This is a genomic window from Amycolatopsis sp. cmx-4-54 (assembly GCF_046548895.1).
Classification (GTDB): Bacteria; Actinomycetota; Actinomycetes; order Mycobacteriales; family Pseudonocardiaceae; genus Amycolatopsis.
Map to the genome: position 1 here is coordinate 577678 of NZ_JAEBEJ010000002.1, position 25617 is coordinate 603294.

The window sequence follows — 25617 nt, forward strand, 5'->3', positions numbered from 1 at the left end:
GTGTTCCGTGGGCCTCCGGCCCAAGAGCGGGCGCTCGACGGTTAAGTCTCCGTCGGGCGCTGAGCGCCCTTGGGAGACATCAGCCCTAGCTCACTGGGGCTTCCCAGTCGATCCGGTGCCGCCACATGAAGGCGTTCGGATCCTCCTCCGGCGGGTTCTTGAACGCGCGCGTGAGGAAGAAGTCCCGGATCACCCGTCCGACGGGGCCGACCGCTTTCGCGTCGCCGTTGCGCTTGCCGCGCTCGACGACGGCTTCGACGCGCTCGCGTCGCAGTCCTTCGTAGACGGCGAGCGCCTGGGGAATCGAGGGCACGTCACGCAGGCATCGCGCCAGCGTGACGGCGTCTTCGATGGCCATCGCGGCGCCTTGCCCCGCCGCCGGTGAGGTCGCGTGGGCGGCGTCGCCGATGATGACCATCCGGTCCGTCCGCCACGTCGGCACGCTCGGGAAGTCGTACGTCGCCCACGGCCGGTAGATCTCCCGCGTGGCGCGCACGATGCGCGCGGCCGGGGTGCGGTCCACCGCCAGCTGCCGGATCAGGTCGTCTCGCCAGGTGGTCGTCGCGGCGAGGTCGGCCGGAGACGGCTCATGCTTCCGGGGGACGTTCGCAAACCACCAGACGCCGCCGTCCGGGTGGACGATGTGGGCGAAGAACAGCCGCTTGCCGAACGTCATGTGCATGACGCCGGGTTCGTCGTCCAGCCGCAGGTCTTCGGCCAGCCCGCCGGTGTTCAGCAGGGGCACGTAGCGCGGCGACGGCGCCCGCGGATCGATGATCGTCCGCACCCGCGAGCGGAGCCCGTCCGCGCCGACCAGCAGGTCGCCCTCGGCCGACGAGCCGTCCTCGAAGGTCGCGAGCACGCCCGAAGCGGTCTCGCGCGCGTCGGCCAGCCGCTTGCCGTAGCGGATCTCGATGCCGCGTCTGACGGCTTCGTCGCGAAGCCCGATGTACAGGTCGGAGCGCCGCACGGTCTGGCTCACGGTGCCGTCCTCAAGCTGCCCGCCGAGCGCGAGGTCGGCAAGTTCACGGCCGTCGCCCAGTCGCATCTTGATCCGCGGTGTGTCGAAACCCAGTTCGTTGACCAGGCTTTTCAGTCCCAGCGGTGCCAGCGCGTCGAGACCGTTCACCGCGAGGGTCAGGAACGCGCCGACCCCCTCCGCGGTCCGGTCGTACGCCTCGTGGATCACCGGCTCGTGGCCCGTCTCGTGCAGTGCGATCGCCGTGATCGTGCCCGCGATACCCCCGCCGGCGATCAGTACCTTCGCCATGTCGTTCACCCCATCGAATATCTTACAAACTAATTCGTTCTGTCGAACTAAAGACTCCGCTAGGCTGGCCGACGTGTCAAGCGAGCGAGCGGAACTGATCGAACGGGTCCTCGGCGGATCGCGGGCCCTGTCGACGGAGACGGTCATGTTCCACACCGCGATCGCCGAGCAGCGCGGCCTTTCGGCCGTCGAGAGCAAGGTGACCGACTACCTCGCCCGCTTCGGGCCGCAGACACCGAAGGCGCTCTCGCGGCTCGCGGGGCTCGCGCCCGCGTCGATCACCGCGCTCATCGACAGGCTCGAGAGCAAGGGGGTCGTCGCGCGGAAGCCGCATCCCGAGGACCGGCGCAAGGTGCTGATCGAGATCGACGGGGCGGCGATGGCCTCGGCCGCGCCGCTCTGGGACCACCTGGTGAAGTCGGTCAGAGAGGCCTGCGAGAAGTACTCGGACGGTGAGCTGGAGACCGTGATCAGGTTCCTCGCCGACGCGACGACGATCACACACGACTCCACGGGTCGTCTCAGCCGCTGACCGGTATTACTACTTTCGGGGGTATTGCCGTAACCGGTTCGTGATAAATTTCGGCCTCGTGTCCCCCAATAGAACACGAAGCCGGTTACTGCTGGTCACGCTCAGCGTCCTGCTGGGCGGAGTGATCGCCAGTGCGAGCTACCTGATGGTGACCGATCGGTTCCAAGGTACTGCGCTGAGTAATCTGTCGCTGAGTGTTCCCGACACCAAGGGCAGCCTCGGCGACGCGCTCGCCAAGCCTCCCGCCTACTTCGGCCAGACGTCCGCTCCGGCCCCTGGCGGCCCCGCACCCGGCTCGCCCGCGCCGACGTCGTCTTCGGCCTCCCCCACGTCTTCCTCCGCGCCGCCCAGCTCGTCCTCCGCCGCGGCCGAGCCGCCCGCTCAGCCCTCCGAGGCCCCCAAGCCCACTCCGAGCAAGGCGCCGGAACCGCCCCGGTCGCAGGACAGCTCGCTCGCCGGGCAGGTCATCGACCTCGTCAACGCCGAGCGCGCCGACGCCGGTTGCTCGCCGGTGAGCAACGAGTCGCGTCTCGCCGCCGCGGCGCAGGGCCACAGCGACGACATGTCGGCCCGCAACTACTTCTCGCACACGACACCGGAAGGCGTCACGTTCGACCAGCGGATCCGCGCCGCCGGCTACGACAAGCCCGGCGCCGAGAACATCGCCAAGGGCCAGTCGAACGCCGCCAAGGTGATGGACGCCTGGATGAACTCCGAGGGCCACCGCGCGAACATCCTCAACTGCAAGCTGAAGAAGATCGGCGTCGGCATCAACACCAAGGGCATGTACTGGACGCAGAACTTCGGCTACTGACCCTTGCCCCAGTCGCCGTAGCGTGCCAGCACGGCCGCGCGCAGTTCGGCGTCCGTGCGCGGGACGGGTTCGATGAACACTTCGGTGACGTCGCCGAAGGTCCGCGTCAGTTCCGTCGCCAGCCGGACGCAGGCGCGTTCGACCTCCGCCGCGCCGAGTGAATCGTCGAAGTCGACGCGGGCGCACACCAGCACCTGATCGGTACCCATCAGCATGGTCTGCAGGTCGACGACGGCCTCGATCTCGGGCGTGCCCGTCAAGTGGTCGCGCACCCCGCGCACCAGCCTGGGATCGGCCTGCCTGCCGATCAGCAGACCGCGGTTGGTGCGCCCGAGCACGTAGGCGACCAGCGCTAGCAGGACACCGATCGCGATCGACGCCGCGCCGTCCCAGACGTGCGATCCGGTGAGCTGGTGCAGCCCGATCCCGGCGAACGCGAGCAGCAGGCCGATCAGCGCCGCCGAGTCCTCGAACAGCACGGTCTTCGGCGCCGGGTCGTCGATCATCCGCAGATAGACCGAGACCTTCTGGCCCGATTCCGCGGCGTCGCGTCGCACCTGCCGCACGGCCTGGAACCACGAGACGGTCTCGAGGGCGAACGCGATCGCGAGGACGACGTAGCCGACGATCGGATCGGTCTGCTCGGTCGCTTCGCCGAACACCGTCGAGAAGCCTTCGTAGAGCGCGAACATCGCGCCGGAGGCGAAGATCGACACCGCCGCGAGCAGCGACCAGAAGTACCGCTCCTTGCCGTAGCCGAAGGGGTGGACGCGGTCCGCGGGCCGGTCCGACCGTTTCAGCGCGGTCAGCAGGAGAACCTCGGTGATCGTGTCGGCCACCGAGTGCGCGGCTTCCGACAGCATCGCGCCGGAGCCGGTGATGATCCCGGCGATCAGTTTCAGCACGGCGATGGCGAGGTTGACCCCACCCGCCAGCACCACGGTCAGCGTGCTCTCGTCACCGGATTCTTCACTCACCTCGCGTAGCGTAGTGCGAGTGCGGTGATCTCACAGGCGACGCAAACCCTGCAGGACGCGTTCCATCAAGGCGAGTGCCGGATGACCGTCGAATTCAGCCTGTGTTTCATGAACGGTGACCAAACCGAGTTCGGCCATATCACCCAAAAGGACCTTTGCAACGCCGAGTGGAACGCATAGTGACGCCGCTACTTCGGCGACGGAAGTCGGCCGACGGCAGAGATTTCTCACGGAATGGAATTCGACGCTGAACCCCGGCGCGTTCCACGGCGCGTCGTTCCGGACGGAAATCATCGCTTCGATCGCGAAGTTCCGTTTGGACTGGGTGCGTCCGCCCGTGCGGACGTACGGGCGGACGCGCGTGCGACGACGTTCCTGCCGCGGCGGCCGCCGGGCGGCCGGGATGCTGGGGATGGTCGCTTCCTGTGCCATCCTGGCGAATGCCGCGGGCGAAGGGACGCGGGCGGGCGGGCGAACGGTCGGCGATCCCGGCATCGCGAGCCGGTGTTCCTTGACCGAACGGAGTTCGTGCCGATTGCCCATCGATTTCCTCGCCCCTTTTTCTCCGATCCGCTGCAGCCTATCGCCACGGTGTACCGCCGAACGGGTAACGGGACCGAATGGCCCGGCCGCCATAAAACAAGAAGGAACATTCTCTCGCATTATGTGCGAGAGAATGTCCCCTCCGGTTGTGACGTTCTACTTGTCTTCCTCCGGCAGCGGGGTTCCGGTGGCCGTTTCGTCGGTGGGCACGTCGGCCTTTCCGTCGAGTTCGGCGTCCGAGACGGCGTCCAAAGAGGGCGCTCCCGCGGGGACCAGTTGCGGCTCCGGCTTCCGTTTGACGGCGGTCAGCAGCAGCTGGGCGACATCGACGACCTCGACCTTCTCGCTCGCCTGTCCGTCGCTCTGGCGCGCCGTGACGCCGTCGGTGAGCATCACGCGGCAGAACGGGCAACCGGTCGCGATCTTCGACGGGGCGGTGCCGAGCGCTTCGTCGACGCGCTCGACGTTGATCCGCTTGCCGATCTTCTCTTCCATCCACATCCGCGCGCCACCGGCACCACAGCACATCGAGCGGTCGCCGTGCCGCGGCATTTCGCGCAGCTGCGCGCCCGAAGCGCCGACGAGCTCACGAGGAGCGTCGTAGACCTTGTTGTGACGGCCCAGGTAGCACGGGTCGTGGTAGGTGACGTCCTCGGCGACGGGGGCCACCGGGGTCAGGTGCTTCTCGCGTACCAGGCGGTTGAGCAGCTGCGTGTGGTGCACGACGTCGAACTGGCCGCCCAGCTCCGGGTACTCGTTCGCGAGGGTGTTGAAGCAGTGGGCACAGGTGACGACCACCTTGCGCGCCTTGCGTTCGCGGCCCTCGAACACCGTGTTCAGGATCTCGACGTTCTGCTGCGCCAGCATCTGGAACAGGAACTCGTTGCCCGCGCGGCGGGCCGGGTCGCCGGTGCAGGACTCCTCCGAGCCGAGCACGGTGTACTTGACGCCCGCGATGTGCAGCAGCTCCGCGACGGCGCGTGTGGTCTTCTTCGCGCGGTCCTCGAACGCGCCGGCACAGCCCACCCAGAAGAGGTACTCGGTGTCGCCGAGGTCACCGTCGAACACCGGCACCTCGAAGTCCAGGTCCTCGGTCCAGGCGAGCCGGTCCTTGGCGTTCTGGCCCCACGGGTTGCCCTTGTTCTCCAGGTTCTTGAACATGCCGTTGAGCTCGCTGGGGAACGCGGACTCGATCATCACCTGGTAGCGGCGCATGTCGACGATGTGGTCGACGTGCTCGATGTCCACCGGGCACTGCTCGACACAGGCGCCGCAGGAAGTGCAGGACCACAGCACCTCGGGGTCGATCACGCCACCGTCATCACCGATGAGGGCCTTCTGCGACTCGGCGATCGCGAGGACGTCGATACCCGCATACATGTCGTCGCCGGACAAACCCACTTCGTCGCCGGCCATGTCGCGCTTGCCGCCCGCGAGCAGGTACGGCGCCTTCGCGTAGGCGTGGTCGCGAAGCTGCGTGATGAGCAGCTTCGGCGAAAGCGGCTTGCCGGTGTTCCATGCGGGGCATTGCGACTGGCAGCGGCCGCACTCGGTGCAGGTGGAGAAGTCCAGCCAGCCCTTCCAGCTGAAGTCCTCGATCTTGCCGACGCCGAAGGTGTCTTCGTCCGGGTCCGCCTCTTCGAGGTCGAGCACCTTGCCGTTGCTCATCATCGGCTTGAGCGCGCCCAGCGCGACGCCGCCGTCGTCCTCGCGCTTGAAGTAGATGTTGAAGAAGGCGCTGAACCGGTGCCAGGCGATGCCCATCGTCATCGTGCGCGCGATGACGATCAGCCAGATCGTGGCGCTCATCAGCTTGACGAACGCGAACACCGACACCAGGTTCGGGCTGGCGGGCAGCAGCTCGCCGATCGGGTGCGAGACGAACGCGGCCCAGATCGGGGTTTCGTGGACGTTCATCGCCGACTTCGCGGCGCGGACGCCGATGATGCCGATGCCCTCGATGAGCACGACGGCCTCGATGAAGTACGCCCACTTGAAGTTGGAGCCCTGGAAGCGGGACTGCCGGTCGGCGCGGCGCGGGTGGTTCTTCTGGCGGATGCCGATCAGCACCAGGGCGCCGACGATGGTGCCGACCCCGAGCACCTCCATGAGCAGCTGGAACAGCGACCAGTCGTCGAGGATGGGCCAGCCCCAGGTGGGGACGAAGACTTCGCCGTATGCCTCGAACAGGGCGAGCGACCCGAGCAGGAAGCCCCACATGACCAGCCAGTGCGCGGCGCCGACGCTGCGGATCTTGTTCATCCGGGTGTGCGCCGCGAATTCCTTGATCAAGGTCTTCATGCGCGGCATGAACGGGCCGTTGCGGGTCGAGTCCGGCTGACCGAGGCGGATCACCCGCACGAAGCGGGCGATGGTCGCGAAGAACATTCCCCAGGCGACGACGCCGAGCAGGACCGAGATCCCGCCGAGCGTCAGCTGTACAGCGCCCATCGTCGGGTGCCTTTCGTCCGAGTGAAGCTGTGGTGGTTCGGGCAGACTAATGCTTCTTACTGATGGGTAACCCACTGGCCGCGCCCAAGTCCCACCGATGTGGTGTACGCCTCTCTTTGTTTTAAGACGATCGTCCAGGTAGTTTTTGTGACATGGGTGCGTACCTTCTCCTCGCTTTGGCCATCGCCGCAGAGGTATCCGCGACGGTGTCGTTGAAACTTTCCGAGGGCTTCAGCAGGGTGGGACCGTCGATCGTCGTGGTCGCCGGATACGCCATCGCGTTCGTCGCGCTCGCGTACGTTCTGAAGGCGGGCGTACCGGTGAGCGTCGCCTACGCGATCTGGGCCGCGGCCGGCGTCGCGCTGGTGGCCGCGATCGGCATGGTGTTCTTCTCCGAACCCGTCAACTTCTCCGTGATCGCCGGGCTGGTGCTGGTGATCGGCGGTGTCGTGCTGATCGAGGCAGGGAGCGCGCACTAAGTGAAGATCCAGGTCGACGGCCGGAAGGCCAGGGGCGAGAAGCGGCGCGAGGAGATCATCGCGGCCGCGTTGCGGGTGATCGAACGGGACGGCGTCGCCGGTGTCACCCACCGGACGGTCGCCGCCGAGGCGGGCGTGCCGACGGCTTCGACCACCTACCACTTCTCGAGCCTCGACGACCTGCTGATCGCCACCCTCATCTCGTGCGCGAGGGATATGGCGACCGAGGTCTACTGGATGATCGACCGCGCCCGCTCCCGGGGCAGCCGCGGCGCGGAAGAGGTCGCGGGCCTGCTCGCGGAGGCGCTGGGCCCACGCCGTGGGCGGACGATGGCGGAGTACGAGCTGTACCTGCTGGCCGCGCGCAAACCCGAGCTGCGGCCCGCCGCCCGGCGCTGGCTGGACGTGCTCACCTCGATGGTCCGGCACGACGACGAGGTCGCGTTCCGGGTGTTCCTCGCCGGGATCGACGGGCTGCTGATCCAGGGCCTCATCGACGACGAGCCGCCGTCCGCCGAGGAGCTGCGGCCGGTGGTGGACTACCTGCTGAAACCTCGTTGACCTGCTGGGTAGCGTTCGGATCATGAGGACTGTCGGCGCATACGAATTGGACGACGACCCGGCACGGATGGACCTCGACGTGGTGTGGAAATGCCTGTCGACCGAGGTCTACTGGGGCAAGTGGCGAGACCGCGAGCAGGTCGAGAAGGTCTTCCGGAACGCGTGGCGGGTCGTCGGCGCGTACGAGACTTCGAGCGGTCGGCTGGTCGGGTTCGCGCGGGCGTTCTCGGACACCATCGGCAGCGCGTACCTCGCGGACGTCTTCGTCGTCGACGAGGCGCGCGGCGCGGGGCTCGGCAAGGAGCTGGTCCGGGAGATGATCGACAACGGGCCGGGTGCGGAGTTCCGGTGGATGCTGCACACCGCCGACGCGCACGGCCTGTACCGGCGGTTCGGCTTCGGCGACCCGCCCGAGGGGCAGTACATGGAGCGGAACCGGGCGAACGGGCAGGTCTAGCGGCCCGGTCCGTGAAGGCTCCTTCCCTACCCTGAGGGTCAGGATCCCGGCAAAGTCGTCTATCGGCTGGCGGTGCCACTCTTGATGATTCGATCTGGAGCTCCGACAGGGCGGATCGATGTCCGTTTGATGCTTATCTGTACGGTTTAGAGTTGGGGGCGTGAGTGGTAAGGGTCGTTCTAACGCTCCTTATCACTCACGACCCCTTTGCAAAACGCCCGAATCGGACACAGTCGCCCCGAAAGTGTCCCGGCGACGGGTCGCGTAGGTGTCTCGCCACCGTGACGAGCCCACCGCCACCCACTTCACCAGCGGTTATGCGACTTTGCCGGGACTCTTAAAAGAGGCCTTCATGGAAAGCCGGCTCAGCTCTTGTTCTCGTGCAGGGCCGTGAGCGACGCCCGGGCGATGGCGTGGCTGAAGAGGTTGAAGCCAAGGAAGGCAGGCGTCGCGTCTTCGCCGACTTCCAGCTTTTCGACGTCGACGGCGTGCACCGTGAAGATGTACCGGTGCGGCCCGTGTCCGGGCGGCGGTGCGGCGCCGAGGAACTGCTTCACGCCTCCGTCCCCCTTCAGGGTGACAGCGCCCGCCGGAAGGCCGGAGCCCGCCTCGTCGCCCGCGTTCGCGGCCAGCGCGGTCACCGACGCCGGGATGTCGAACACCGCCCAGTGCCAGAACCCGCTCGCCGTCGGGGCGTCGGGGTCGTAGCAGGTCACGGCGAAGCTCTTGGTCTCCTCGGGGAAGCCCTCCCACGACAGTTGCGGGGAACGGTCTTCGCCGCCCGCGCCGAAGATCCCGGAAAGCTGGGGTGTCGGCAGGAAGCCGCCTTCCTCGATGTCGGTGCTGCTCAAGGTGAAGGCAGGCAGATCGGGCAGGAATTCGTACGGATCGGGTGCCTGCGGCATGCGTCCTCCTGATCGTCGAACAGATGACGGAGCCAGGTTATGACCCCGAGAGCCCTGGCGCGGGATCAGGGACGAATCCGGGGGTTACCCCTATGTCCAACGCGCCCCGCTGCCCTTAGCGTCGAGCTACACGAAAACCTGCTCCGGAGGGACTCAAGACCATGGCGCGCCCACTCCTCGCGATCGGAGGCATCGCGCTGATCGGCGTCGGTGTCCTCACCGGCCTCGGCTGGTGGTGGCCGTCCGACGCGGAGGCCACCTCGGAGGTCACCCAGCCGATCCGCAGCGTGCGGATCGACAACGACGAGGGCCGGGTCAAGATCCGCACCGGCGAGGGTCCGGTCCGGATCCACCAGGAGTTCGAGTACCGCTGGGACAAGCCGGGCGACTCGTTCCGCGTGGAAGGCGACACCCTGGTCCTCGCCGACTGCGGCACCACCTGCGAGGTCCGCTACGACGTGGTGATCCCGGCCGGCATCCCGGTGTCCGGCAAGCTCGACTCCGGGGCGATCGACGTCGCCGGGGTGTCCACTGTGGACATCACGGTCGACTCCGGCGCCGTGTCCATCTCGGACGTGCCGGGCACCGTGAAGGTGCGGTCCGACGCGGGCCGCGTCGAACTGGCGGACATCGGCCAGGCCGTCACGGTGCAGGCGGCTTCCGGCGCCATCAAGGGGGAACGTCTCGGCGGCAACGTCGAGGCCCGCACCGACAGCGGCCGCATCGAACTCGAACTCCTCAAGGGTGCCGACGTCACCGCGCAGACCGACAGCGGTTCGGTCGAGGTCACCGTCCCGGCGGGCGAGTACAACGTCACCGGCGGCTCCGGCAGCGGCAACCGAGACATCGACGTGAACCAGTCCGGTTCGGCACAGCACAAGCTCGATCTCAACACCGACAGCGGAAGCGTCAAGGTCAAAGCGGCCTGACGGACTTTATCGGGGGAACACTTTCTCATGGGGAACAAGGAGAAGCGCGTCCTCGGCGCGCTCGCTCTCGGCGCGCTGACCGCCTTCGGGATCGTCGGCTGCACAGGGGAAAACCAGCAGAAGCTGAGTGACGGCGCGCCCGTCACCGAGCAGGTCACCGCGATCCGGGTGGACGTCCCGGTCGGTGCGGTCACCCTGCGGGTCGAGGACGGCGCGCCCGTCTCGCTGCGCCGCGAAGTGACTTATAACGGTAAGAATCCCGGCAAGACCTACAGCGTCGAGAACGGCACGCTGGTCCTCGGCGGCTGTCAGCAGTGCGGCGTGGACTACGACGTCGTGGTGCCGCGCGAGCTGGCGATCTCCGGGACCATCGGCACCGGCAAGATCACGCTCGCCAGGGCGGCCGCGGTCGATCTGAAGGGTGACGTCGGTGACCTCAAGGTGCTGAGCACGTCCGGGCCGGTCAACCTGCGCACCGGCACCGGCGACATCGAGGTCGGTCTCGCGAAGCCCGGCGCGGTCACCGCGAACGCGGAGGTCGGCAAGGTCGTCGTGTCCGTCCCCAACGGCGCGTACCAGGTCCGCGCGAAGGCGGAGGTCGGCAAGGTCGAGACCGGCGGTGTCCGGCAGGACCAGGCTTCGGCGAACGTCCTGGACCTCCAGTCCGGCACCGGCTCGATCACGGTGAAGCCCGTATGAAGACGCTCGCCGCGATCACCGCGCTGACCCTGCTGCCGCTTTCCGCGCTGCCCGCGTCCGCCGCGTCCGGGATCGGCTGGAAGCCGTGCGCGACCGAGTACGCGCCGACGCTGGAATGCGCGAACCTCCCGGTGAGCGACGGTTTTTCGATCGCGCTGGCGAAACTGCCCGCGACCGATCCCGCGCGCCGCGTCGGTTCGCTGCTGACGAATCCGGGCGGGCCGGGCGGTGCCGGGGTCACCGTGCTGAAGTACGGCGGCCGCGGTTTCGCGCTGGACCGGCCGGAAATGGCCGAAGTGCGGCAGCGGTTCGACGTCATCGGTTTCGACCCGCGCGGCGTCGGTGACAGCAGGCCCGCGATCACCTGCGGGCCGGGGCTGCACGATCCGGCGATCAGCCGCTTTCCGCGGAGCCGCGCCGACTACGACAAGCTTCTCGCGCACAACCGCGTTTCGGGCGGCGAATGTCTGAAGCGGACCGGGCCGGGATTATCCTCTGTGGACACTTGGCGGGCCGCCGACGACGTCGAAGTGATCCGGGCCGCCCTCGGCGAGCCGAAGGTGAACTGGCTCGGCGTCTCCTACGGTTCCGAACTCGGTGCCGTGTATGCGGAGAAGTACCCGAAGCGCGTCCGGACGATGGTGCTCGACGGTGCCGTCGACCATTCGCGGCCTACCAGGCAGGCAATCCTCGAAGAGGCCGTCGCGACCGAAAGCGCCCTGAAGGACTTCGCGCGGTGGTGCACGACGTCGGCTGCCTGCGCGCTTCGCGGCAAGGACGTCCTCGCCGCTTACGACGCGCTGATGCGGACGCCCGGGGGTGTGCCGTCGCGGCAGCTCAGGCGGAACGTGAATGCCGAAGAGATGGCGGCCGGCGTCTACGGCAGCCTCATCCTCCCCGCGTTCTGGCCGGACCTCGCGAAGGCGATCGAGACCGCGACGGCGGGGAACGCGGACGGACTGCTGCCGTACTCCCAGCTCGACCCGTCCTACGGCGCGTATCGCGCGATCGGCTGCCACGACTTCGGCTCGCCGTTCACCTCCTACGCCGACATGCGGGCGATGCAGGGACTGGTGAAGGCCCTCTCGCCGCACGGCTGGCGGTATTCGGAGTTCTGGGACATGGCGAGCGGGTGCGCGGGCTGGCCGGTGCCTTCGGCGTACCTGCCGCGGCTGCAACGGGTCCAGGGCACGGCGCCGATCCTCGTGGTCGGCGGCGAACACGATCCGGCGACACCGCTGGTGTGGGCGAAGGGGCTCGCGCGGAACATCGAGAACTCGACGTTGCTGGTCGACGCCGGGTACGGGCACACGGGGCTGCTCAACTCGGCCTGCGTGCGCATCGAAGAGGTGAAGTACCTGGTGAGCGGTGTCACACCGGCTCCTGGCACGGTCTGCCGGTAGTCCGGGAACAAGACGATCGTGCCGCTCGTTGAGCCGGATACAAGGTTGAGTGAGGGTGACTCAAGTACGGCTTGACGGAAGCCCACCATCCCCGATACAACTTGCGTTGAGCCCACTCAAGGTGGGCCGAAACGTGCAGGTCACGAACTAGCAGGAGGATCACACCATGGCGCGAGCGGTCGGCATCGACCTCGGCACGACCAACTCGGTCGTCGCTGTCCTTGAGGGCGGCGAGCCGACGGTCATCGCCAACTCGGAAGGTTCCCGCACCACCCCGTCCATCGTCGCCTTCGCCAAGAACGGCGAAGTGCTGACCGGCCAGCCGGCGAAGAACCAGGCCGTGACGAACGTCGACCGGACCATCCGGTCGGTGAAGCGGCACGTCGGTACCGACTGGAAGACCGAGATCGACGGCAAGGCCTACACCTCGCAGGAGATCAGCGCCCGCGTGCTGATGAAGCTCAAGCGCGACGCCGAGGCGTACCTGGGCGAGACCATCACCGACGCGGTCATCACCGTCCCCGCCTACTTCGAGGACGCGCAGCGGCAGGCCACCAAGGAAGCCGGGCAGATCGCCGGCCTGAACGTGCTCCGCATCGTCAACGAGCCCACCGCGGCGGCGCTGGCGTACGGCCTCGACAAGGGCGAGAAGGAACAGACCATCCTGGTCTTCGACCTCGGTGGCGGTACGTTCGACGTCTCGCTGCTGGAGATCGGCGAAGGTGTCGTCGAGGTCCGCGCGACCTCCGGTGACAACCACCTCGGCGGTGACGACTGGGACGAGCGCATCGTCACCTGGCTGGTCGACAAGTTCAAGTCGTCCAACGGCATCGACCTCACCAAGGACAAGATGGCGCTCCAGCGCATCCGTGAGGCCGCCGAGAAGGCGAAGATCGAGCTCTCCAGCTCGAACTCGGCCGGTATCAACCTGCCGTACATCACGGTGGACGCGGACAAGAACCCGCTCTTCCTCGACGAGCAGCTCTCCCGCGCCGAGTTCCAGAAGATCACCTCGGACCTGCTCGAGCGCACCCGCAAGCCGTTCAACAACGTCATCCGTGACGCGGGTGTCGCCGTCGGCGACATCGACCACGTCGTGCTCGTGGGTGGTTCCACCCGCATGCCCGCCGTGTCGGATCTGGTCAAGGAGCTGACCGGCGGCCGCGAGCCGAACAAGGGCGTCAACCCGGACGAGGTCGTCGCGGTCGGCGCGGCGCTGCAGGCCGGTGTGCTCAAGGGCGAGGTCAAGGACGTCCTGCTGCTCGACGTGACCCCGCTTTCGCTGGGCATCGAGACCAAGGGCGGCGTGTTCACCAAGCTCATCGAGCGCAACACCACGATCCCGACCAAGCGTTCGGAGATCTTCTCCACCGCGGACGACAACCAGCCCTCGGTGCAGATCCAGGTGTTCCAGGGTGAGCGCGAGATCGCGGCGCACAACAAGAAGCTCGGCATGTTCGAGCTGACCGGTCTCCCGCCCGCCCCGCGTGGCGTGCCGCAGATCGAGGTCACCTTCGACATCGACGCCAACGGCATCGTGCACGTCCTCGCGAAGGACCTCGGCACGAACAAGGAGCAGTCGATGACGATCACCGGTGGCTCCGCGCTGCCGAAGGACGACATCGAGCGCATGGTCAAGGACGCCGAGGCGCACGCCGAGGAGGACAAGCAGCGCCGCGAGGAAGCGGAGACCCGCAACCAGGCGGAGACGCTGGTCTACCAGACCGAGAAGTTCGTCAAGGACAACGAGGACAAGCTGCCCGACGAGCTCAAGGGCAAGGTGAAGTCCGCGATCGACGAGGCCAACGAGGCGCTCAAGGGCACCGACTCGGCGAAGATCCGCGAGTCCATCGAGAAGCTGAACACCGCTTCGCAGGAGCTGGGCACCGCGCTCTACGCCAACGCGGCGGGCAACGCCGCCGATGACGCCGCCGCCGGTGAAGGCGCCGCCGGGACCGCGGGTGCGGGCACCGGTTCGCAGGCCAAGGCCGACGACGTCGTCGACGCCGAGATCGTCGAAGAGGACGAGAAGGACAAGAAGTGACCGGACGCTACGACGAAACCGAGGGCCAGGGCCCGGAGGAACCGGTGGTCGTGCGGGACCGTAGGCGGATCGATCCGCTGACCGGTGAGGTCCGCCCGGCCGCCCCGGAGGCCGAACCCAAGGACGGCCCAAAGCACGCCGCTCCCACCGAGGAACCGGTAGAGCCGTTGCAGCCGGTAGAGCCGGAGCCCACGGCACACGCGGGCCCCGGCCTCGGGGATTCCATTGTGGACGATTCGGTGTCGGTGGCCACCGGGCTGGAGAAGGAGTTGACGGAGCGCACCGCCGACCTCCAGCGCCTCCAGGCGGAGTACGCCAACTACCGGAAGCGTGTGGACCGCGACCGCGAGCAGGTCGTCGCCGGCGCGAAGGCGTCGGTCGTCAACGATCTGCTCCCGCTGCTCGACGACCTCGAGCGAGCGGAGCAGCACGGTGATCTGACGGGTGCCTTCAAGGCGGTCGGCGAGAAGCTGGTCGGGAGCCTGCAGCGGTCGGGGCTCGAGGCGTTCGGCGCGGAGGGCGAGCCCTTCGACCCGAGCGTGCACGAGGCGGTCCAGCACAGCACGTCGCCGGACGTCACCGGGCCGACGGTCACCACGGTCATGCGCCGCGGTTACCGCTTCGGTGAACGCGTGCTGCGCGCGGCGCTGGTCGGGGTCACCGATCACGAGCCTGGCGGCTCCACGACCGAACCGATAGACCAGCCCGTCGGCGGCGAGCTGCCGCTCGAGGGCGAACTTTTCGATGAGAACAACCGCTGATCGGCGATACGGCGTGAAAGGAGGAGACGTTCGGTGAGTGCACGGGAATGGATCGGTAAGGACTTCTACCGTGAGCTGGGCGTCTCCTCCGACGCCACCGCGGACGAGATCAAGAAGGCCTATCGCAAGCTGGCCAAGGAGAACCACCCCGACGCCAACGCGGGCAACGCGGAGGCCGAGAAGAAGTTCAAGGCGGTCTCCGAGGCGTACGGCGTTCTTTCCGACACGTCCAAGCGCAAGGAGTACGACGAGGCTCGCCGCCTCTTCGGCTCCGGCGGTCCCGGCGGCTTCGGCTTCCCGGGTGCCGGCGGTGGCAGCGGCGGTTTCGACGTCGGCGACATCTTCGGCCAGGCGGGTCAGCAGCAGGGCGGCTTCGGTGGTCTCGGCGACATCCTCGGCGGTCTCTTCGGCCGCCGCGGCGCCGCGGGTGCCACGGCGAACCGGCCGCAGCGCGGCTCGGACGTGGAGACCGACGTCCGGATCGACTTCGTCGAGGCGGTCAAGGGCGCGACCCTGCCGTTGCGGCTGTCGAGCCCGGCGACCTGTTCCACCTGCGGCGGCAACGGCGCGAAACCGGGGACTTCCCCGAGGACGTGTGCGACCTGCCAGGGCAGCGGGCTGGTCAGCCGGAGCCAGGGCGCGTTCGCGTTCTCGGAGCCGTGCCGTGACTGCCGCGGCCGCGGCACGATCATCGACGACCCCTGCCCGGAATGCGCGGGCGAGGGCATCAGCACCCGCACCCGCACGCTGACCGTGCGGATCCCGCCGGGCGTCGCCGACGACCAGCGGATCCGGCTGGCGGGTCAGGGCGAACCGGGCCGTGGCGGCGCGCAGCCGGGCGATCTGTACGTCCGCGTGCACGTCGCTCCGCACGCGGTGTTCGGGCGCAAGGACCTCGACCTGGCGATCACCGTGCCGGTGTCCTTCACGGAACTGGCCCTCGGCGGCACGATCACCGTGCCGACGCTCGAGGGCAAGGTCTCGCTGAAGGTGCCGGAGGGCACGGCGAGCGGTCGCGTGCTCCGGGTGCGCGGCAAGGGAATCGCGAAACGCGACGGCTCGCAGGGCGATCTGCTGGTCACCCTGCAGGCGGCCATCCCGGCCAAACTGGACGACAAGGACCGTGAAGCGCTGGAGGCCTACGCGGAGGCCATGGCCGATCACGATCCGCGACCGGAGATCACCGAACTTCTCGAAGGCAGGTGAGCACGATGTTCGGCGGGCTGCCGCACGGTGCGGACGAGGACACCCCCGTGTTCGTCATTTCGGTGGCGGCGCAGCTTTCCGGCCTGCACGCACAGACCCTGCGGTCCTACGACCGGCAGGGTCTCGTGTCGCCCGGCCGGACCTCCGGTGGCGGACGGCGTTACTCGATGCGGGACATCGCGTTGCTGCGCGAAGTGCAGCGACTGTCCCAATCCGACGGTGTCAACCTCGCGGGCATCAAGCGGATCATCGAGCTGGAGAACCAGGTCGACGCCCTCCGCGCGCGGATCGCCGAACTGACCGAGGAGCTCACGGCGGCGTACGTCGCCGCCGAACAGACGGCCGCGGCCGTGCACGCCTCCTACCGCAAGGATCTCGTTCCGTTGCGGCAGCAGACGGCTCTCGTGGTCTGGAAGCCCAAACGCCGCACCTAGTCCTCTAAATGCGAGTCGACGCAAGGTGGCGGGTTGCGAAAGCCACTTTCGCAACCTTCAACGTTGCGAAAGTGGCTTTCGCAACGTCGACGGAGGCAGGAGTGAGCGGTCGGCCCACGTGGTCACCGCCCCCTGTCCCGAGGGATCCCGCGCTACGCCACCGCCCTGCCCTTCGTGACTGAACGCATTTAGAGGACGAATTGCGTCATTGGCCGGGCACCAGGGTCCGGATCTGCTGTACCTCGCCGGTGCGCGAGTCCATGATCCGCTGGGCCAGCGCCTTCGCCTCCGGGTTCTTGCCGTCCTTCAGTTCGGTCCTCGCCAGCGCGACGCCGTTGTGCTGGTGCGCGACGAAGATGTCGGCGAAGTCGAGGCTGAACTCCGGACCGTCCTTTTTGGACAGTGCTTCGAGCAGTCCCTTGTCGGTGAGCCCGTCGCCACCGTGATGGTGGTGCGCGTGCGGGTCCGCCGAGCCCGTATCGGGTTTGCCCCAGGCCTTCAGCCAGTTCCGCATGTCGGTGGTCTCGGTCTGCTGTGTCGCCTCGATGGCGGCCGCGAGATTCGCCAGCTCCTGCCTCTGCCCCTGCTTGGCCTTCACCAGTTTGACGATCTCCACGCCCTGGTCGTTGTGGGCGATCATCATCTGCAGGAACATCACGTCGGCGTCGTTGTACCCCGCGGACGCCCCCGCCGACTGGGGGACCGGGGAGATCGGCGCGCCGGCATTGGGGGGTGAGCCGTCGCCGGACCCGCAGCCCGCGAGGGCCACGAGACCGGCGACGAGTACGAGGGCCAGTTTCACTGCCGTGTCCACAGTGCGGGGGTGTTCGGCGGCTCCCAGCCTTGGATCGCCGTATGCGCCAGCTGGCACCGGTAGGTGGTGCCGCCGTAGGTCACCGTGCTGCCGACCGTGTAGGCCGTCCCGGCCGCCCAGGTGCCGCCGGTGGGCGGGTTGGTGGTGCTGGACGGCGGGTTCGACGTCGTGGGCGGGTTGCTCGTGGTCGGCGGGTTGCTGGTGGTCGGCGGGTTGCCGCCGCCGATCTGCAGGTCGATGCAGCTGTAGAAGGCCATCGGCGTATCCGCGATGTTCCAGATGGCCAGCACCTTCTGGCGGCCACTGAAGCCGTTCAGGCTCACCGTGTGCGACGTCGGGTCCTTCGGCGCGGAGTTGTTCCCGCTGATGTCGGCGATCTTGGTACCGCCGATGTAGTACTCGTAGTTCGTGGTCCGGTGGTAGGCGGTGAACCTCCAGTTGAAGGTCACGCTGTTGCCGACCGACGCGGCGGGCCACGGCTTCGATTCGTCGTTGAGCTCGGCGAATCCGGGAAGACCACCGTTGCAGCTGCGGAGCCCCTTGGGGCCTTCGACGCTCTGGGGTTCGTAAACGATGGCACCGCAGCCCGACACCTTGCCCTGGGCGCAGTTCGCCTGGCGGCTGGGCGGGGACAGCACGTAGCCGTGGGCGCTGGCCACCTGCGGGATGGCCACGATGGCGATCGGGGCGAGGATCGCACCGGCGGCGGCTGCCACGAGCTTGCGTTTGACGGTCATGCCGGCTCCTGGGGGATGGAACGACGGTGTTCCCGTGAGGGGGAGCAATGTGGTCTAGACCATAAATCCGCCGGTGACCGCGGTCAATGATTCACTGACCTACTGCTGCGTCGAGCCCAGGTGGAACAGCCGATCGGCCTAATACGAACGACGTGTCGGCTCAGTCCAGGGTGAAGGGGTCGTACTTGATCCGCGCCAGGTCCGTGCCCGCGGCGAGCAGTTTCGCGATCGTCGCCCGGATCATCGACGGCGACCCGGCGACGTACACGTCGTGCTCCTTCCAGGCACCGCGCTGGGTGACCGCCGTGGCCAGTGTGCCGCGGTCGCCACCGGCGATGGTGCCTTCCTCGGTCACCGGGGTCACCGTCAGCCAGGGGGAGGTGACGGTGAGCCCGCGGAGCTCGTCGAGGGCGTAAAGGTCTTCCGGGCGGCGGCCGCCGAAGAACAGGTGCACCGGCGGGTTGTTCTTCCAGCGCGACATGTCGTCGAGCAGGGCGAGCAGCGGCGCGATGCCGGTGCCGCCGCCGATCATCAGCAGCGGACGGCTTTCCGTGTGGTGCACCGAAAGCGCGCCGAGCGACGGGCCGAGCCGCCAGACGTCGCCGGAGCGGGTGTGGTGGACGATCGCGCGGGAGACCCAGCCGCCGCGCACGGCGTGCACGTGGAACTCCATCGTCCCGTCGTCGTGCGGCGCGGTGGCGGGCGAGAAGTATCGCCACATCCGCGGCCGCTGCGGGACTTCGACGCTGACGTAACCGCCCGCCCGGTACGGGAGCGGCTGATCGGTGCACACCTTGATCACGGCGACGTCGCGGGTGGCGAGACGGTGCTCGACGACGGTCGCCTTCCACCACGCGGGCCCGACCTCCTTGCCGGCGGCCTCGCGCATGTTCTTCGCGATGACGCCGTACGCGGTGACCCAGGCGTCTTCCAGTTCCGGCGTCCAGTCGTCTTTCAGGAACCTTTTGAGCGCGGCGATCAACGCGACACCGACGGCGTCGTAATGGCGGCCGAGGACGTCGAATTTCCGGTGGTCACGGCCGAGCTGACCGAGGAAGGTGGCCAGTTCGTCGGGCCGGTCCACCATCTGGACGACGTAGACGAGTGCGCGCAGCAAACGATTTCGCTGCGTGGCCATGTTGATCGGGAACAACGCCCTGGCATCCGGCGAAACGGAGAAGAGCACACCGTAGAAGTACTGGGACAGCTCCTCGGCCTTCGTTTCGATGGCGGCGAAACTCTCCCTGATGAGCTTGGCCATCTCCACGGTCTTGTCCGCCGCCGGTGTTTCGACCAGGGGCGGGACGGGAATCGGTGAAGATCTCGACGAACTCGGTGGATGCTCGTACTTCACTGTTTCGGCAGTCATGGGTGAACGATTTTCTCCAGTTGGATCGGGCATATTCTCCAGACCCGATGTCATCGTGCTCGTGTTCCCCCGAGGGTTCCCGACTGTATGCCCGAACGTCGCGAAAGGATCCATGAATGGTTGTTTCCCGCTCGAACGGAGCAAACGATATACGCGCCGTCAACCCCGTCTGTCACTAAGTGAAGGTGATCAAGCGGGGCTGAATTTCCCTTGCTCACCAGTGGTTTTCGCCACCGTGGCTGGAAAGCGTGATCCGCCGATCGGGTGGGTTTTCTCCGTGATTACCGCGTCACGTAACGCGGCTGAACACCATTGCGGAATCGAATTCCTAGTCGATGGTGAAGGGGTCGTACGCGATCTGGTCGAGTGCGCTGCCCGCGACCAGCATCCGGGACACCGTCGCGCGGATCATCGCGGGCGAACCGGCGACGAGGATCCGGTGCCCTGGCCAGGATCCTTGCTGTGTAACGGCTTCCGCGAGCGTGCCCTGCACGCAGCCAGGGGCCTCTTCGCCGTGTTCGACCACCGGCGTCACGGTGAGCCACGGGTTCGTGGCCGCGAGGGCGCGCAGTTCGTCGAGGTCGTAAAGGTCCTCACGCGACGGTCCGCCGTAGAACAGCTGGACCTTCGGGTTCTCGCCCCACTGCGCGAGGTCGTCCAGGATGGCGCGCAGCGGCGCGATACCGGTGCCGCCGGCGATCATGAGGACGTCGCGGCCGTCGGTCCGGTCGACCGAAAGCCTGCCGAGCGGCGGTCCCAGCCGCCAGACGTCACCGGGCTGCGTATGGCTGACGATGGCGCGGGACACCCAGCCGCCGTCGACGGCGCGCACGTGGAACTCGATGCCGCCGTCCTCGCGCGGCGCGTTCGCCGGCGACAGGTAGCGCCAGAGCCTCGGCCGCTGCGGGACTTCGACGCTCATGTACTGACCGGGCTGGTACGGCACCGGGAATTCGGGCTGGACGCGGACCAGGGCGAGATCCCAGGTGAGCCGCCGGTGTTCGAGGACGGTGGCCGACCACGACGCCGGGTTGACGTCGGCCGCGGCGGCCTCCTGCATCGCGCGGGCGACGATGGTGAACGCCTCCGCCCAGGCGCGTTCGACCTCCGGTGTCCAGTCCGGACCGAGATGGTTCTTGAGCGAGGCGAGCAGTGCGGTGCCGACGGCTTCGTAATGCCGCGGGATGACGCCGAACTTGCGGTGGTCGCGGCCGAGCTGGGTCAGGAACGGCACGAGGTCGTCGGGCCGGTCGACCATCTGCACGATGTGGACCAGCGCGCGCACCAGCCTGCCGCGCTGGACCTCCATGTTGATCGGGAAGAAGTCGCGGGTCGCCGGCGCGAGGGTGAACAGCATCCCGTAGAAGAACTGGGAGATCTCCGGGATGAAGGGCTCCGACTTCGCCCAGGTGTCCCGGATGAGCCGCACCATCGCGGTGACCGCGGGCGGGGCTTCTCTCGGCGCCGAGGACCGCGGCACCGGACTGACCGCGTCGGCGGTCACGGGCTGAGGGTCGCTGATCGGGTGGCGCATGCCGGAAGACGGTTCCCCGGATTCACGGACGAGGATCCGCCGGAGAAGAATTCACGGATCATTCACCTCTCCGGTCAGTGGCTGTCGAGCCGGTCGGCTGGTTCCGGCTCGTTCGCGAGACTAGCTGCCGAGAGACCTTTTGCCCGCATCGTTGCTCCGGACGGGTGTACTCGAAACCGGTCGGCAGTGGGCGATCTCACGAGGTAAATAGTTGTCTTACGCAAGTGTCGCCGAATAAAGTTGTACTGTACAAGTAGCCGGGAGGCATCGATGAGCTCCGCCGACGACGCCAGGGTCGAACTGATGCGTGAGTTGAAGGCCGCCTCCCAGCTGCAGCACGCCTGGACGATGCAGGCCTGGCAGGACGACCCCGGTCTGCACCCGGCGGCCGCGATGCTGCTGTCCGACTTGGCGAAGCACGGCGAAGCGCGCCCATCCGAATTGGCCAAACGACGCTTTGTGGACCTTTCGGTCATAAGCCGTCAAATCTCCCAGCTGTCCGCGGCGGGCATGGTGGACCGCCGTCCCGCGCCCGAGGACGGCCGCGCGTCGATCATCAGCATCTCCGAGCGCGGGCGTGAGGAACTGGGCCGCAGGCGAGCCGGATATCTGGAGTTCATGGAGCGCGCGCTCGGTGACTGGGACGACGAAAAGGTCCTCGAACTGACCACCCGGCTGGCGGAGATGAACACGGACATCCGAGCGGCCCTGTCGGTCCGGACCTGTGACGTTTGACGGCGGCCGTTCCTACCCGCCGGTCTTGACTGAACGGACCTTTCGCGACGCTGTCACGTCGGTAGCGTCGAAGGTGTGCGAAGCCGGGTCGCGTTGCTGGTCGCGTTGGGTATCGACAACTTCGGCTCGGGACTCTTCCTTCCGCTGGGCCTCGTCTTCGTCATCCGTGTGGTGGGTCTGCCGCTCGCTCAGGCGGGGGGTGCGGTCACTCTCGGTGCGTTCGCCGGTCTGCTCGTTCCCGCGCTCGCCGGGCGCCTCGTCGACCTGATCGGCCCGCGGACGGTGATGATCTGCTCCCACGTCCTGCAGGCCGCCGGAGCGAGCGCTTTCCTGCTGGCGGACGGTTTCGCCGGCGTCGTCGGCGCGACCGTCATGCTCGCGGCCGGGCAGCAGCTGTTCTACAGCTCGCAGTTCTCGCTCATCGCCGACGTCGCGGGCGAAGGGCCGAAGGACCGGCCGTTCGCCGAAGCCGCGATGGTCCGTTCCGCGGGCTTCGGTCTGGGCGGGCTCGCGGCGGCCGGTCTGCTGGTGTGGATCGGGCCCGACGGTCTGTACGTCGCCGTGATGATCGACGTCGCGACCTTCGTCATCGCCGCGGCCATCCTGTCGACCCTGGTCGCCCCCGCACCGCGGCACCTGCCGCGCCGCTCGGGGCCCGCGCGGGTCTGGCGGAACCGCCCGTACCTGGCGCTCATCGTGTTCAGCGGGCTGTTCGCGCTCACGATGGACTTCTTCCTCATCGGGATACCGGTGTACGTCCTCAACTCCTTGCAAGGCCCTCGGTGGCTTCCCGGCGCGATCATCGCGCTGCTCACCGTCGTCACCAGTCTGGGTGGAGTCGTCGCGTTGCGGCTCACCCGGAAGCTGACCCGGATCGCCGCCATGCGCGCGGGTTCGGCGTTGTTCGCGGTGTGGTGCCTGGCGTGCCTCCTGGTGGTGTTCGTGCCGAAGGTCTTCCAGCCGGTTTACCTGCTCGGCGCGACCCTCGTGCTGGCCGCGGGCGATCTCGCGTTCGGCCCCCGGTCCGGCGCGCTGGCCGAAGCCGCGGCCCCGCCGGAGGCGCGAGGCCGGTATCTGGCGGCCTTCCAATACGCGTTCACGCTCGCGGCGGTGATCGCTCCGGCCGTCGTGGCGTTGTTCTCCGTGGCAGTCTGGATCCCGTGGGTGCTCGTGGCCGCGTGCGCCTGCACGGCCGTCGTCGGCCTCGGCCGGGTGGGCCCACGCCTGCCCGTGGAGGCCGTCTCCCCGACCGGGGGCTGAACTTTCTGAAGTTGAGCGGAACAGACTCAACTTTGCTGACGTTGTACCTGTCGACGAACTTTTGCACGACCTAGTACGAGGTGAGGGATGGACGCTTTCAACCCGACCACGAAGACCCAGCAGGCGATCTCGTCGGCGGCGCAGGCGGCCACGATGGCGGGAAACCCGCACGTGGCGGCCGCGCACCTGCTCGGCGCGCTGCTGGCGCAGGGTGAGGGGCTCACCGCACCGCTGCTGACCGCGGTCGGGGCCGATCCGGCGCAGGTGAACAAGGAGCTGGAGCCGCTGATCGCGGCGCTGCCGTCGGCGACGGGCGCCACCGTGTCGAGCCCGCAGTTCGACACGAACGCCGTCAAGGCGCTGACGCACGCGCAGAAGCTGGCGACCGAACTCGGCGACGAGTACGTCTCGACGGAGCACCTCCTCGTCGGCCTCGCCACCGAAGGCGGTCCGGTGGCCGAGCTGCTCAAGCGGCACGGCGCCACCCCGGACGCGCTGCGCGAGGCGTTCGCCAAGGTGCGCGGCTCCGCGCGGATCACCAGCGCGGATCCCGAAAGCACCTTCAAGGCACTGGAGAAGTACGGCGTCGACCTGACCGAACGCGCCCGCGCCGGCGAGCTGGACCCGGTGATCGGCCGCGACACCGAGATCCGCCGCGTGGTGCAGGTGCTCTCGCGCCGCACCAAGAACAACCCGGTGCTGATCGGTGAACCCGGCGTCGGCAAGACGGCCATCGTCGAAGGGCTCGCCCAGCGCATCGTCGCCGGTGACGTGCCGGAGTCGCTGCGCGGCAAGCGCGTGGTGGCGCTCGACCTCGGCTCGATGGTCGCCGGCGCCAAGTTCCGCGGCGAGTTCGAGGAGCGGCTGAAGGCCGTGCTCAAGGAGATCACCGACTCCGCGGGCGAGGTCGTCACGTTCATCGACGAGCTGCACACCATCGTCGGCGCCGGCGCGACCGGTGAAGGCGCGATGGACGCGGGCAACATGATCAAGCCGATGCTCGCCCGAGGTGAGCTGCGGATGGTCGGCGCGACCACGCTCGACGAGTACCGTCAGCACATCGAGAAGGACGCCGCGCTGGAACGGCGCTTCCAGCAGGTGCTGGTCGGCGAACCGTCCACTGAGGACACCATCGGTATCCTGCGCGGGCTCAAGGAGCGGTACGAGGTGCACCACGGTGTGCGCATCACCGACGCCGCGCTGGTCGCCGCCGCGACCCTGTCCGACCGCTACATCACCGCCCGGTTCCTGCCGGACAAGGCGATCGACCTGGTCGACGAGGCCGCCTCGAAGCTCCGCATGGAGATCGACTCGCGGCCGGTCGAGATCGACGAGGTCGAGCGCGCCGTGCGGCGGATGGAGATCGAGGAGATGGCACTGTCCAAAGAGGACGACGCCGCCTCCAAGGAACGCCTTGCCATCCTGCGTTCGGAACTCGCCGAGAAGCGGGAGACGCTGACGGCGCTGACCGCGCGCTGGCAGAACGAGAAGGGCTCGATCGAACGCGTCCGTAACCTCAAGGAGCAGCTGGAGCAGCTGCGCGGCGAGTCCGAACGCGCCGAACGCGACGGCGACCTCGGCAAGGCCGCCGAACTCCGCTACGGCCGGATTCCCGCGCTGGAGAAGGAGTTCGAGGCCGCGATCGCGGCCAGCGAGGTCAGCCAGCAGAACGTCATGCTCAAGGAGGAGGTCAGCGCGGACGACGTCGCCGACGTGGTCAGCGCGTGGACCGGCATCCCGGCCGGACGGCTGCTGGAGGGCGAGACGGGCAAGCTGCTCCGGATGGAGGAGGAGCTCGGCAGGCGGGTCATCGGGCAGCGGGAGGCCGTGCAGGTCGTCTCGGACGCGGTGCGCCGCACCAGGGCCGGCGTCGCCGACCCCGACCGGCCGACCGGTTCGTTCCTGTTCCTCGGCCCGACCGGCGTCGGCAAGACCGAGCTGGCGAAGGCGCTGGCGGAGTTCCTGTTCGACGACGAGCGCGCGATGCTGCGGATCGACATGAGCGAGTACGCCGAGAAGCACTCGGTGGCGCGCCTGGTCGGGGCGCCTCCGGGCTACGTCGGCTACGACCAGGGCGGTCAGCTGACCGAGTCGGTGCGCAGGCGGCCGTATTCGGTGGTGCTGCTGGACGAGGTCGAGAAGGCGCACCCGGACGTGTTCGACGTGCTCCTGCAGGTGCTCGACGACGGACGCCTCACCGACGGCCAGGGCCGCACGGTCGACTTCCGCAACACGATCCTGGTGCTGACGTCGAACCTCGGCTCGCAGGCCATCGCCGACCCGTCGCTCGACGAGCGTCAGCGCAACGACGCGGTGATGTCGGTGGTGCAGCGGCAGTTCAAACCGGAGTTCCTGAACCGGCTGGACGACATCGTGGTCTTCCACGCGCTGGGCACCGACGAGCTGACGTCCATTGTGGACATCCAGATCGAGCGGCTCGCCACGCGGCTGTCGCGGCGCCGCCTGACGCTGGAGGTCACCGCCGGGGCACGCGAGTGGCTCGCGTTGAACGGCTTCGACCCGATCTACGGCGCGCGGCCGCTGCGGCGGCTGGTGCAGTCGGCGATCGGCGACAAGCTGGCGAAACAGCTGCTGGCCGGTGAGATCCGGGACGGTGACACGGTGCGGGTGGACATCCCGGCCGAGGAGGCGTCCGCGGCGCTGACGGTCACCCGGGTGGACTGAGCCCGGCCGCCGAATGAG

The 25617-nt window shown here is 68.0% G+C and carries 24 protein-coding genes; 15 read left to right on the top strand and 9 right to left on the bottom strand.

Features of this window, described 5'->3' with window-relative positions; genetic code table 11:
* Positions 1 to 85: 85 nt before the first annotated feature.
* Positions 86 to 1270: an FAD-dependent oxidoreductase gene (locus tag ACLJQ7_RS07990; protein WP_410647475.1), complete on the bottom strand. Its 1185-nt coding sequence runs from the start codon at positions 1268 to 1270 to the stop codon at positions 86 to 88.
* A 73-nt stretch (positions 1271 to 1343) separates the two neighbouring features.
* Here ACLJQ7_RS07990 and ACLJQ7_RS07995 point away from each other — a divergent pair, with 73 nt between their 5' ends.
* Both ACLJQ7_RS07995 and ACLJQ7_RS08000 read left to right on the top strand, forming a co-directional pair.
* On the top strand, positions 1344 to 1802 hold the full coding sequence (locus ACLJQ7_RS07995; RefSeq protein WP_410647476.1) for a MarR family winged helix-turn-helix transcriptional regulator: 459 nt from the start codon (positions 1344 to 1346) through the stop codon (positions 1800 to 1802).
* Positions 1803 to 1923: 121 nt separating this feature from the next.
* Positions 1924 to 2616, top strand: a complete 693-nt coding sequence (locus ACLJQ7_RS08000; RefSeq protein WP_410647872.1) for a CAP domain-containing protein — start codon at positions 1924 to 1926, stop codon at positions 2614 to 2616.
* Here ACLJQ7_RS08000 and ACLJQ7_RS08005 read toward each other — a convergent pair.
* The 3 genes from ACLJQ7_RS08005 to ACLJQ7_RS08015 form a co-directional block, all read right to left on the bottom strand.
* On the bottom strand, positions 2610 to 3593 hold the full coding sequence (locus ACLJQ7_RS08005; protein WP_410647477.1) for a cation diffusion facilitator family transporter: 984 nt from the start codon (positions 3591 to 3593) through the stop codon (positions 2610 to 2612). The two genes, ACLJQ7_RS08000 and ACLJQ7_RS08005, sit on opposite strands and share 7 nt — an antisense overlap.
* A gap of 30 nt (positions 3594 to 3623) precedes the next feature.
* Positions 3624 to 4136: a DUF742 domain-containing protein gene (locus ACLJQ7_RS08010; RefSeq protein WP_410647873.1), complete on the bottom strand. Its 513-nt coding sequence runs from the start codon at positions 4134 to 4136 to the stop codon at positions 3624 to 3626.
* Between the two features lie 156 nt (positions 4137 to 4292).
* Positions 4293 to 6587 carry a (Fe-S)-binding protein gene (locus ACLJQ7_RS08015; RefSeq protein WP_410647478.1) on the bottom strand — a complete coding sequence of 765 codons (2295 nt, stop codon included), beginning with the start codon at positions 6585 to 6587 and terminating at the stop codon, positions 4293 to 4295.
* Positions 6588 to 6739: 152 nt separating this feature from the next.
* Between ACLJQ7_RS08015 and ACLJQ7_RS08020 the strand changes: the two genes are divergently transcribed.
* From ACLJQ7_RS08020 to ACLJQ7_RS08030, 3 genes are read left to right on the top strand one after another with little or no spacing between them, the layout of a single operon-like run.
* Positions 6740 to 7066, top strand: a complete 327-nt coding sequence (locus tag ACLJQ7_RS08020) for a DMT family transporter (RefSeq protein ID WP_410647479.1) — start codon at positions 6740 to 6742, stop codon at positions 7064 to 7066.
* Positions 7067 to 7627, top strand: a complete 561-nt coding sequence (locus tag ACLJQ7_RS08025) for a TetR/AcrR family transcriptional regulator (protein ID WP_016338154.1) — start codon at positions 7067 to 7069, stop codon at positions 7625 to 7627.
* Between the two features lie 22 nt (positions 7628 to 7649).
* A complete protein-coding gene (locus ACLJQ7_RS08030) occupies positions 7650 to 8084 on the top strand; it encodes a GNAT family N-acetyltransferase (protein ID WP_410647480.1) in 435 nt (144 codons plus the stop codon).
* Between the two features lie 365 nt (positions 8085 to 8449).
* Here ACLJQ7_RS08030 and ACLJQ7_RS08035 read toward each other — a convergent pair whose 3' ends face one another.
* Positions 8450 to 8989, bottom strand: coding sequence for a YbhB/YbcL family Raf kinase inhibitor-like protein (locus ACLJQ7_RS08035; protein WP_410647481.1), 540 nt, complete (start codon positions 8987 to 8989; stop codon positions 8450 to 8452).
* Between the two features lie 161 nt (positions 8990 to 9150).
* Here ACLJQ7_RS08035 and ACLJQ7_RS08040 point away from each other — a divergent pair, with 161 nt between their 5' ends.
* From ACLJQ7_RS08040 to ACLJQ7_RS08070, 7 genes are all read left to right on the top strand, one after another.
* Positions 9151 to 9918, top strand: coding sequence for a DUF4097 family beta strand repeat-containing protein (locus tag ACLJQ7_RS08040; protein WP_410647482.1), 768 nt, complete (start codon positions 9151 to 9153; stop codon positions 9916 to 9918).
* A 27-nt stretch (positions 9919 to 9945) separates the two neighbouring features.
* On the top strand, positions 9946 to 10617 hold the full coding sequence (locus tag ACLJQ7_RS08045) for a DUF4097 family beta strand repeat-containing protein (RefSeq protein ID WP_410647483.1): 672 nt from the start codon (positions 9946 to 9948) through the stop codon (positions 10615 to 10617).
* Positions 10614 to 12020, top strand: coding sequence for an alpha/beta hydrolase (locus tag ACLJQ7_RS08050; RefSeq protein WP_410647484.1), 1407 nt, complete (start codon positions 10614 to 10616; stop codon positions 12018 to 12020). Before ACLJQ7_RS08045 ends, ACLJQ7_RS08050 begins: the two co-directional genes overlap by 4 nt.
* 166 nt (positions 12021 to 12186) lie before the next feature.
* Complete coding sequence (gene dnaK / locus ACLJQ7_RS08055; protein ID WP_410647485.1) at positions 12187 to 14064, top strand: molecular chaperone DnaK; 1878 nt, start codon at positions 12187 to 12189, stop codon at positions 14062 to 14064.
* Positions 14061 to 14825: a nucleotide exchange factor GrpE gene (gene grpE / locus ACLJQ7_RS08060; protein ID WP_410647486.1), complete on the top strand. Its 765-nt coding sequence runs from the start codon at positions 14061 to 14063 to the stop codon at positions 14823 to 14825. Before dnaK ends, grpE begins: the two co-directional genes overlap by 4 nt.
* A gap of 33 nt (positions 14826 to 14858) precedes the next feature.
* Complete coding sequence (gene dnaJ / locus ACLJQ7_RS08065; protein WP_410647487.1) at positions 14859 to 16031, top strand: molecular chaperone DnaJ; 1173 nt, start codon at positions 14859 to 14861, stop codon at positions 16029 to 16031.
* A gap of 5 nt (positions 16032 to 16036) precedes the next feature.
* A complete protein-coding gene (locus ACLJQ7_RS08070; RefSeq protein WP_410647874.1) occupies positions 16037 to 16465 on the top strand; it encodes a heat shock protein transcriptional repressor HspR in 429 nt (142 codons plus the stop codon).
* Positions 16466 to 16670: 205 nt separating this feature from the next.
* Here ACLJQ7_RS08070 and ACLJQ7_RS08075 read toward each other — a convergent pair whose 3' ends face one another.
* From ACLJQ7_RS08075 to ACLJQ7_RS08090, 4 genes are all read right to left on the bottom strand, one after another.
* Positions 16671 to 17267, bottom strand: a complete 597-nt coding sequence (locus ACLJQ7_RS08075; RefSeq protein ID WP_410647488.1) for a DUF305 domain-containing protein — start codon at positions 17265 to 17267, stop codon at positions 16671 to 16673.
* Positions 17264 to 18016, bottom strand: a complete 753-nt coding sequence (locus ACLJQ7_RS08080) for a lytic polysaccharide monooxygenase (protein WP_410647489.1) — start codon at positions 18014 to 18016, stop codon at positions 17264 to 17266. The genes ACLJQ7_RS08075 and ACLJQ7_RS08080 overlap by 4 nt, the downstream gene beginning before the upstream one ends.
* 160 nt (positions 18017 to 18176) lie before the next feature.
* Entirely contained in the window at positions 18177 to 19277 is a 1101-nt protein-coding gene (locus tag ACLJQ7_RS08085; RefSeq protein WP_410647875.1) for a globin domain-containing protein, read from the bottom strand.
* 436 nt (positions 19278 to 19713) lie between these two features.
* Positions 19714 to 20919: a globin domain-containing protein gene (locus ACLJQ7_RS08090; RefSeq protein ID WP_410647490.1), complete on the bottom strand. Its 1206-nt coding sequence runs from the start codon at positions 20917 to 20919 to the stop codon at positions 19714 to 19716.
* Positions 20920 to 21189: 270 nt separating this feature from the next.
* Here ACLJQ7_RS08090 and ACLJQ7_RS08095 point away from each other — a divergent pair, with 270 nt between their 5' ends.
* The 3 genes from ACLJQ7_RS08095 (at position 21190) to clpB (ending at position 25599) form a co-directional block, all read left to right on the top strand.
* The gene (locus tag ACLJQ7_RS08095; protein WP_410647491.1) at positions 21190 to 21654 is read left to right on the top strand and encodes a MarR family winged helix-turn-helix transcriptional regulator; all 465 of its coding nucleotides are present in this window, start codon (positions 21190 to 21192) and stop codon (positions 21652 to 21654) included.
* Between the two features lie 75 nt (positions 21655 to 21729).
* Positions 21730 to 22914, top strand: a complete 1185-nt coding sequence (locus ACLJQ7_RS08100) for an MFS transporter (RefSeq protein WP_410647492.1) — start codon at positions 21730 to 21732, stop codon at positions 22912 to 22914.
* An 87-nt stretch (positions 22915 to 23001) separates the two neighbouring features.
* A complete protein-coding gene (gene clpB / locus ACLJQ7_RS08105; protein ID WP_410647493.1) occupies positions 23002 to 25599 on the top strand; it encodes an ATP-dependent chaperone ClpB in 2598 nt (865 codons plus the stop codon).
* Positions 25600 to 25617 lie beyond the last annotated feature (18 nt).

Excerpts from the sequence above, each read along its gene's own strand:
- ACLJQ7_RS07990 (WP_410647475.1), bottom strand. The coding sequence starts at position 1,270 with ATGGCGAAGGTACTGATCGCCGGCGGGGGTATCGCGGGCACGATCACG.
- ACLJQ7_RS08010 (WP_410647873.1), bottom strand. The coding sequence starts at position 4,136 with ATGGGCAATCGGCACGAACTCCGTTCGGTCAAGGAACACCGGCTCGCG.
- ACLJQ7_RS08015 (WP_410647478.1), bottom strand. The coding sequence starts at position 6,587 with ATGGGCGCTGTACAGCTGACGCTCGGCGGGATCTCGGTCCTGCTCGGC.
- ACLJQ7_RS08020 (WP_410647479.1), top strand. The coding sequence starts at position 6,740 with ATGGGTGCGTACCTTCTCCTCGCTTTGGCCATCGCCGCAGAGGTATCC.
- ACLJQ7_RS08030 (WP_410647480.1), top strand. The coding sequence starts at position 7,650 with ATGAGGACTGTCGGCGCATACGAATTGGACGACGACCCGGCACGGATG.
- ACLJQ7_RS08035 (WP_410647481.1), bottom strand. The coding sequence starts at position 8,989 with ATGCCGCAGGCACCCGATCCGTACGAATTCCTGCCCGATCTGCCTGCC.
- ACLJQ7_RS08040 (WP_410647482.1), top strand. The coding sequence starts at position 9,151 with ATGGCGCGCCCACTCCTCGCGATCGGAGGCATCGCGCTGATCGGCGTC.
- ACLJQ7_RS08045 (WP_410647483.1), top strand. The coding sequence starts at position 9,946 with ATGGGGAACAAGGAGAAGCGCGTCCTCGGCGCGCTCGCTCTCGGCGCG.
- ACLJQ7_RS08050 (WP_410647484.1), top strand. The coding sequence starts at position 10,614 with ATGAAGACGCTCGCCGCGATCACCGCGCTGACCCTGCTGCCGCTTTCC.
- dnaK (WP_410647485.1), top strand. The coding sequence starts at position 12,187 with ATGGCGCGAGCGGTCGGCATCGACCTCGGCACGACCAACTCGGTCGTC.
- ACLJQ7_RS08070 (WP_410647874.1), top strand. The coding sequence starts at position 16,037 with ATGTTCGGCGGGCTGCCGCACGGTGCGGACGAGGACACCCCCGTGTTC.
- ACLJQ7_RS08080 (WP_410647489.1), bottom strand. The coding sequence starts at position 18,016 with ATGACCGTCAAACGCAAGCTCGTGGCAGCCGCCGCCGGTGCGATCCTC.
- ACLJQ7_RS08085 (WP_410647875.1), bottom strand. The coding sequence starts at position 19,277 with ATGGCCAAGCTCATCAGGGAGAGTTTCGCCGCCATCGAAACGAAGGCC.
- ACLJQ7_RS08090 (WP_410647490.1), bottom strand. The coding sequence starts at position 20,919 with ATGCGCCACCCGATCAGCGACCCTCAGCCCGTGACCGCCGACGCGGTC.
- ACLJQ7_RS08095 (WP_410647491.1), top strand. The coding sequence starts at position 21,190 with ATGAGCTCCGCCGACGACGCCAGGGTCGAACTGATGCGTGAGTTGAAG.
- clpB (WP_410647493.1), top strand. The coding sequence starts at position 23,002 with ATGGACGCTTTCAACCCGACCACGAAGACCCAGCAGGCGATCTCGTCG.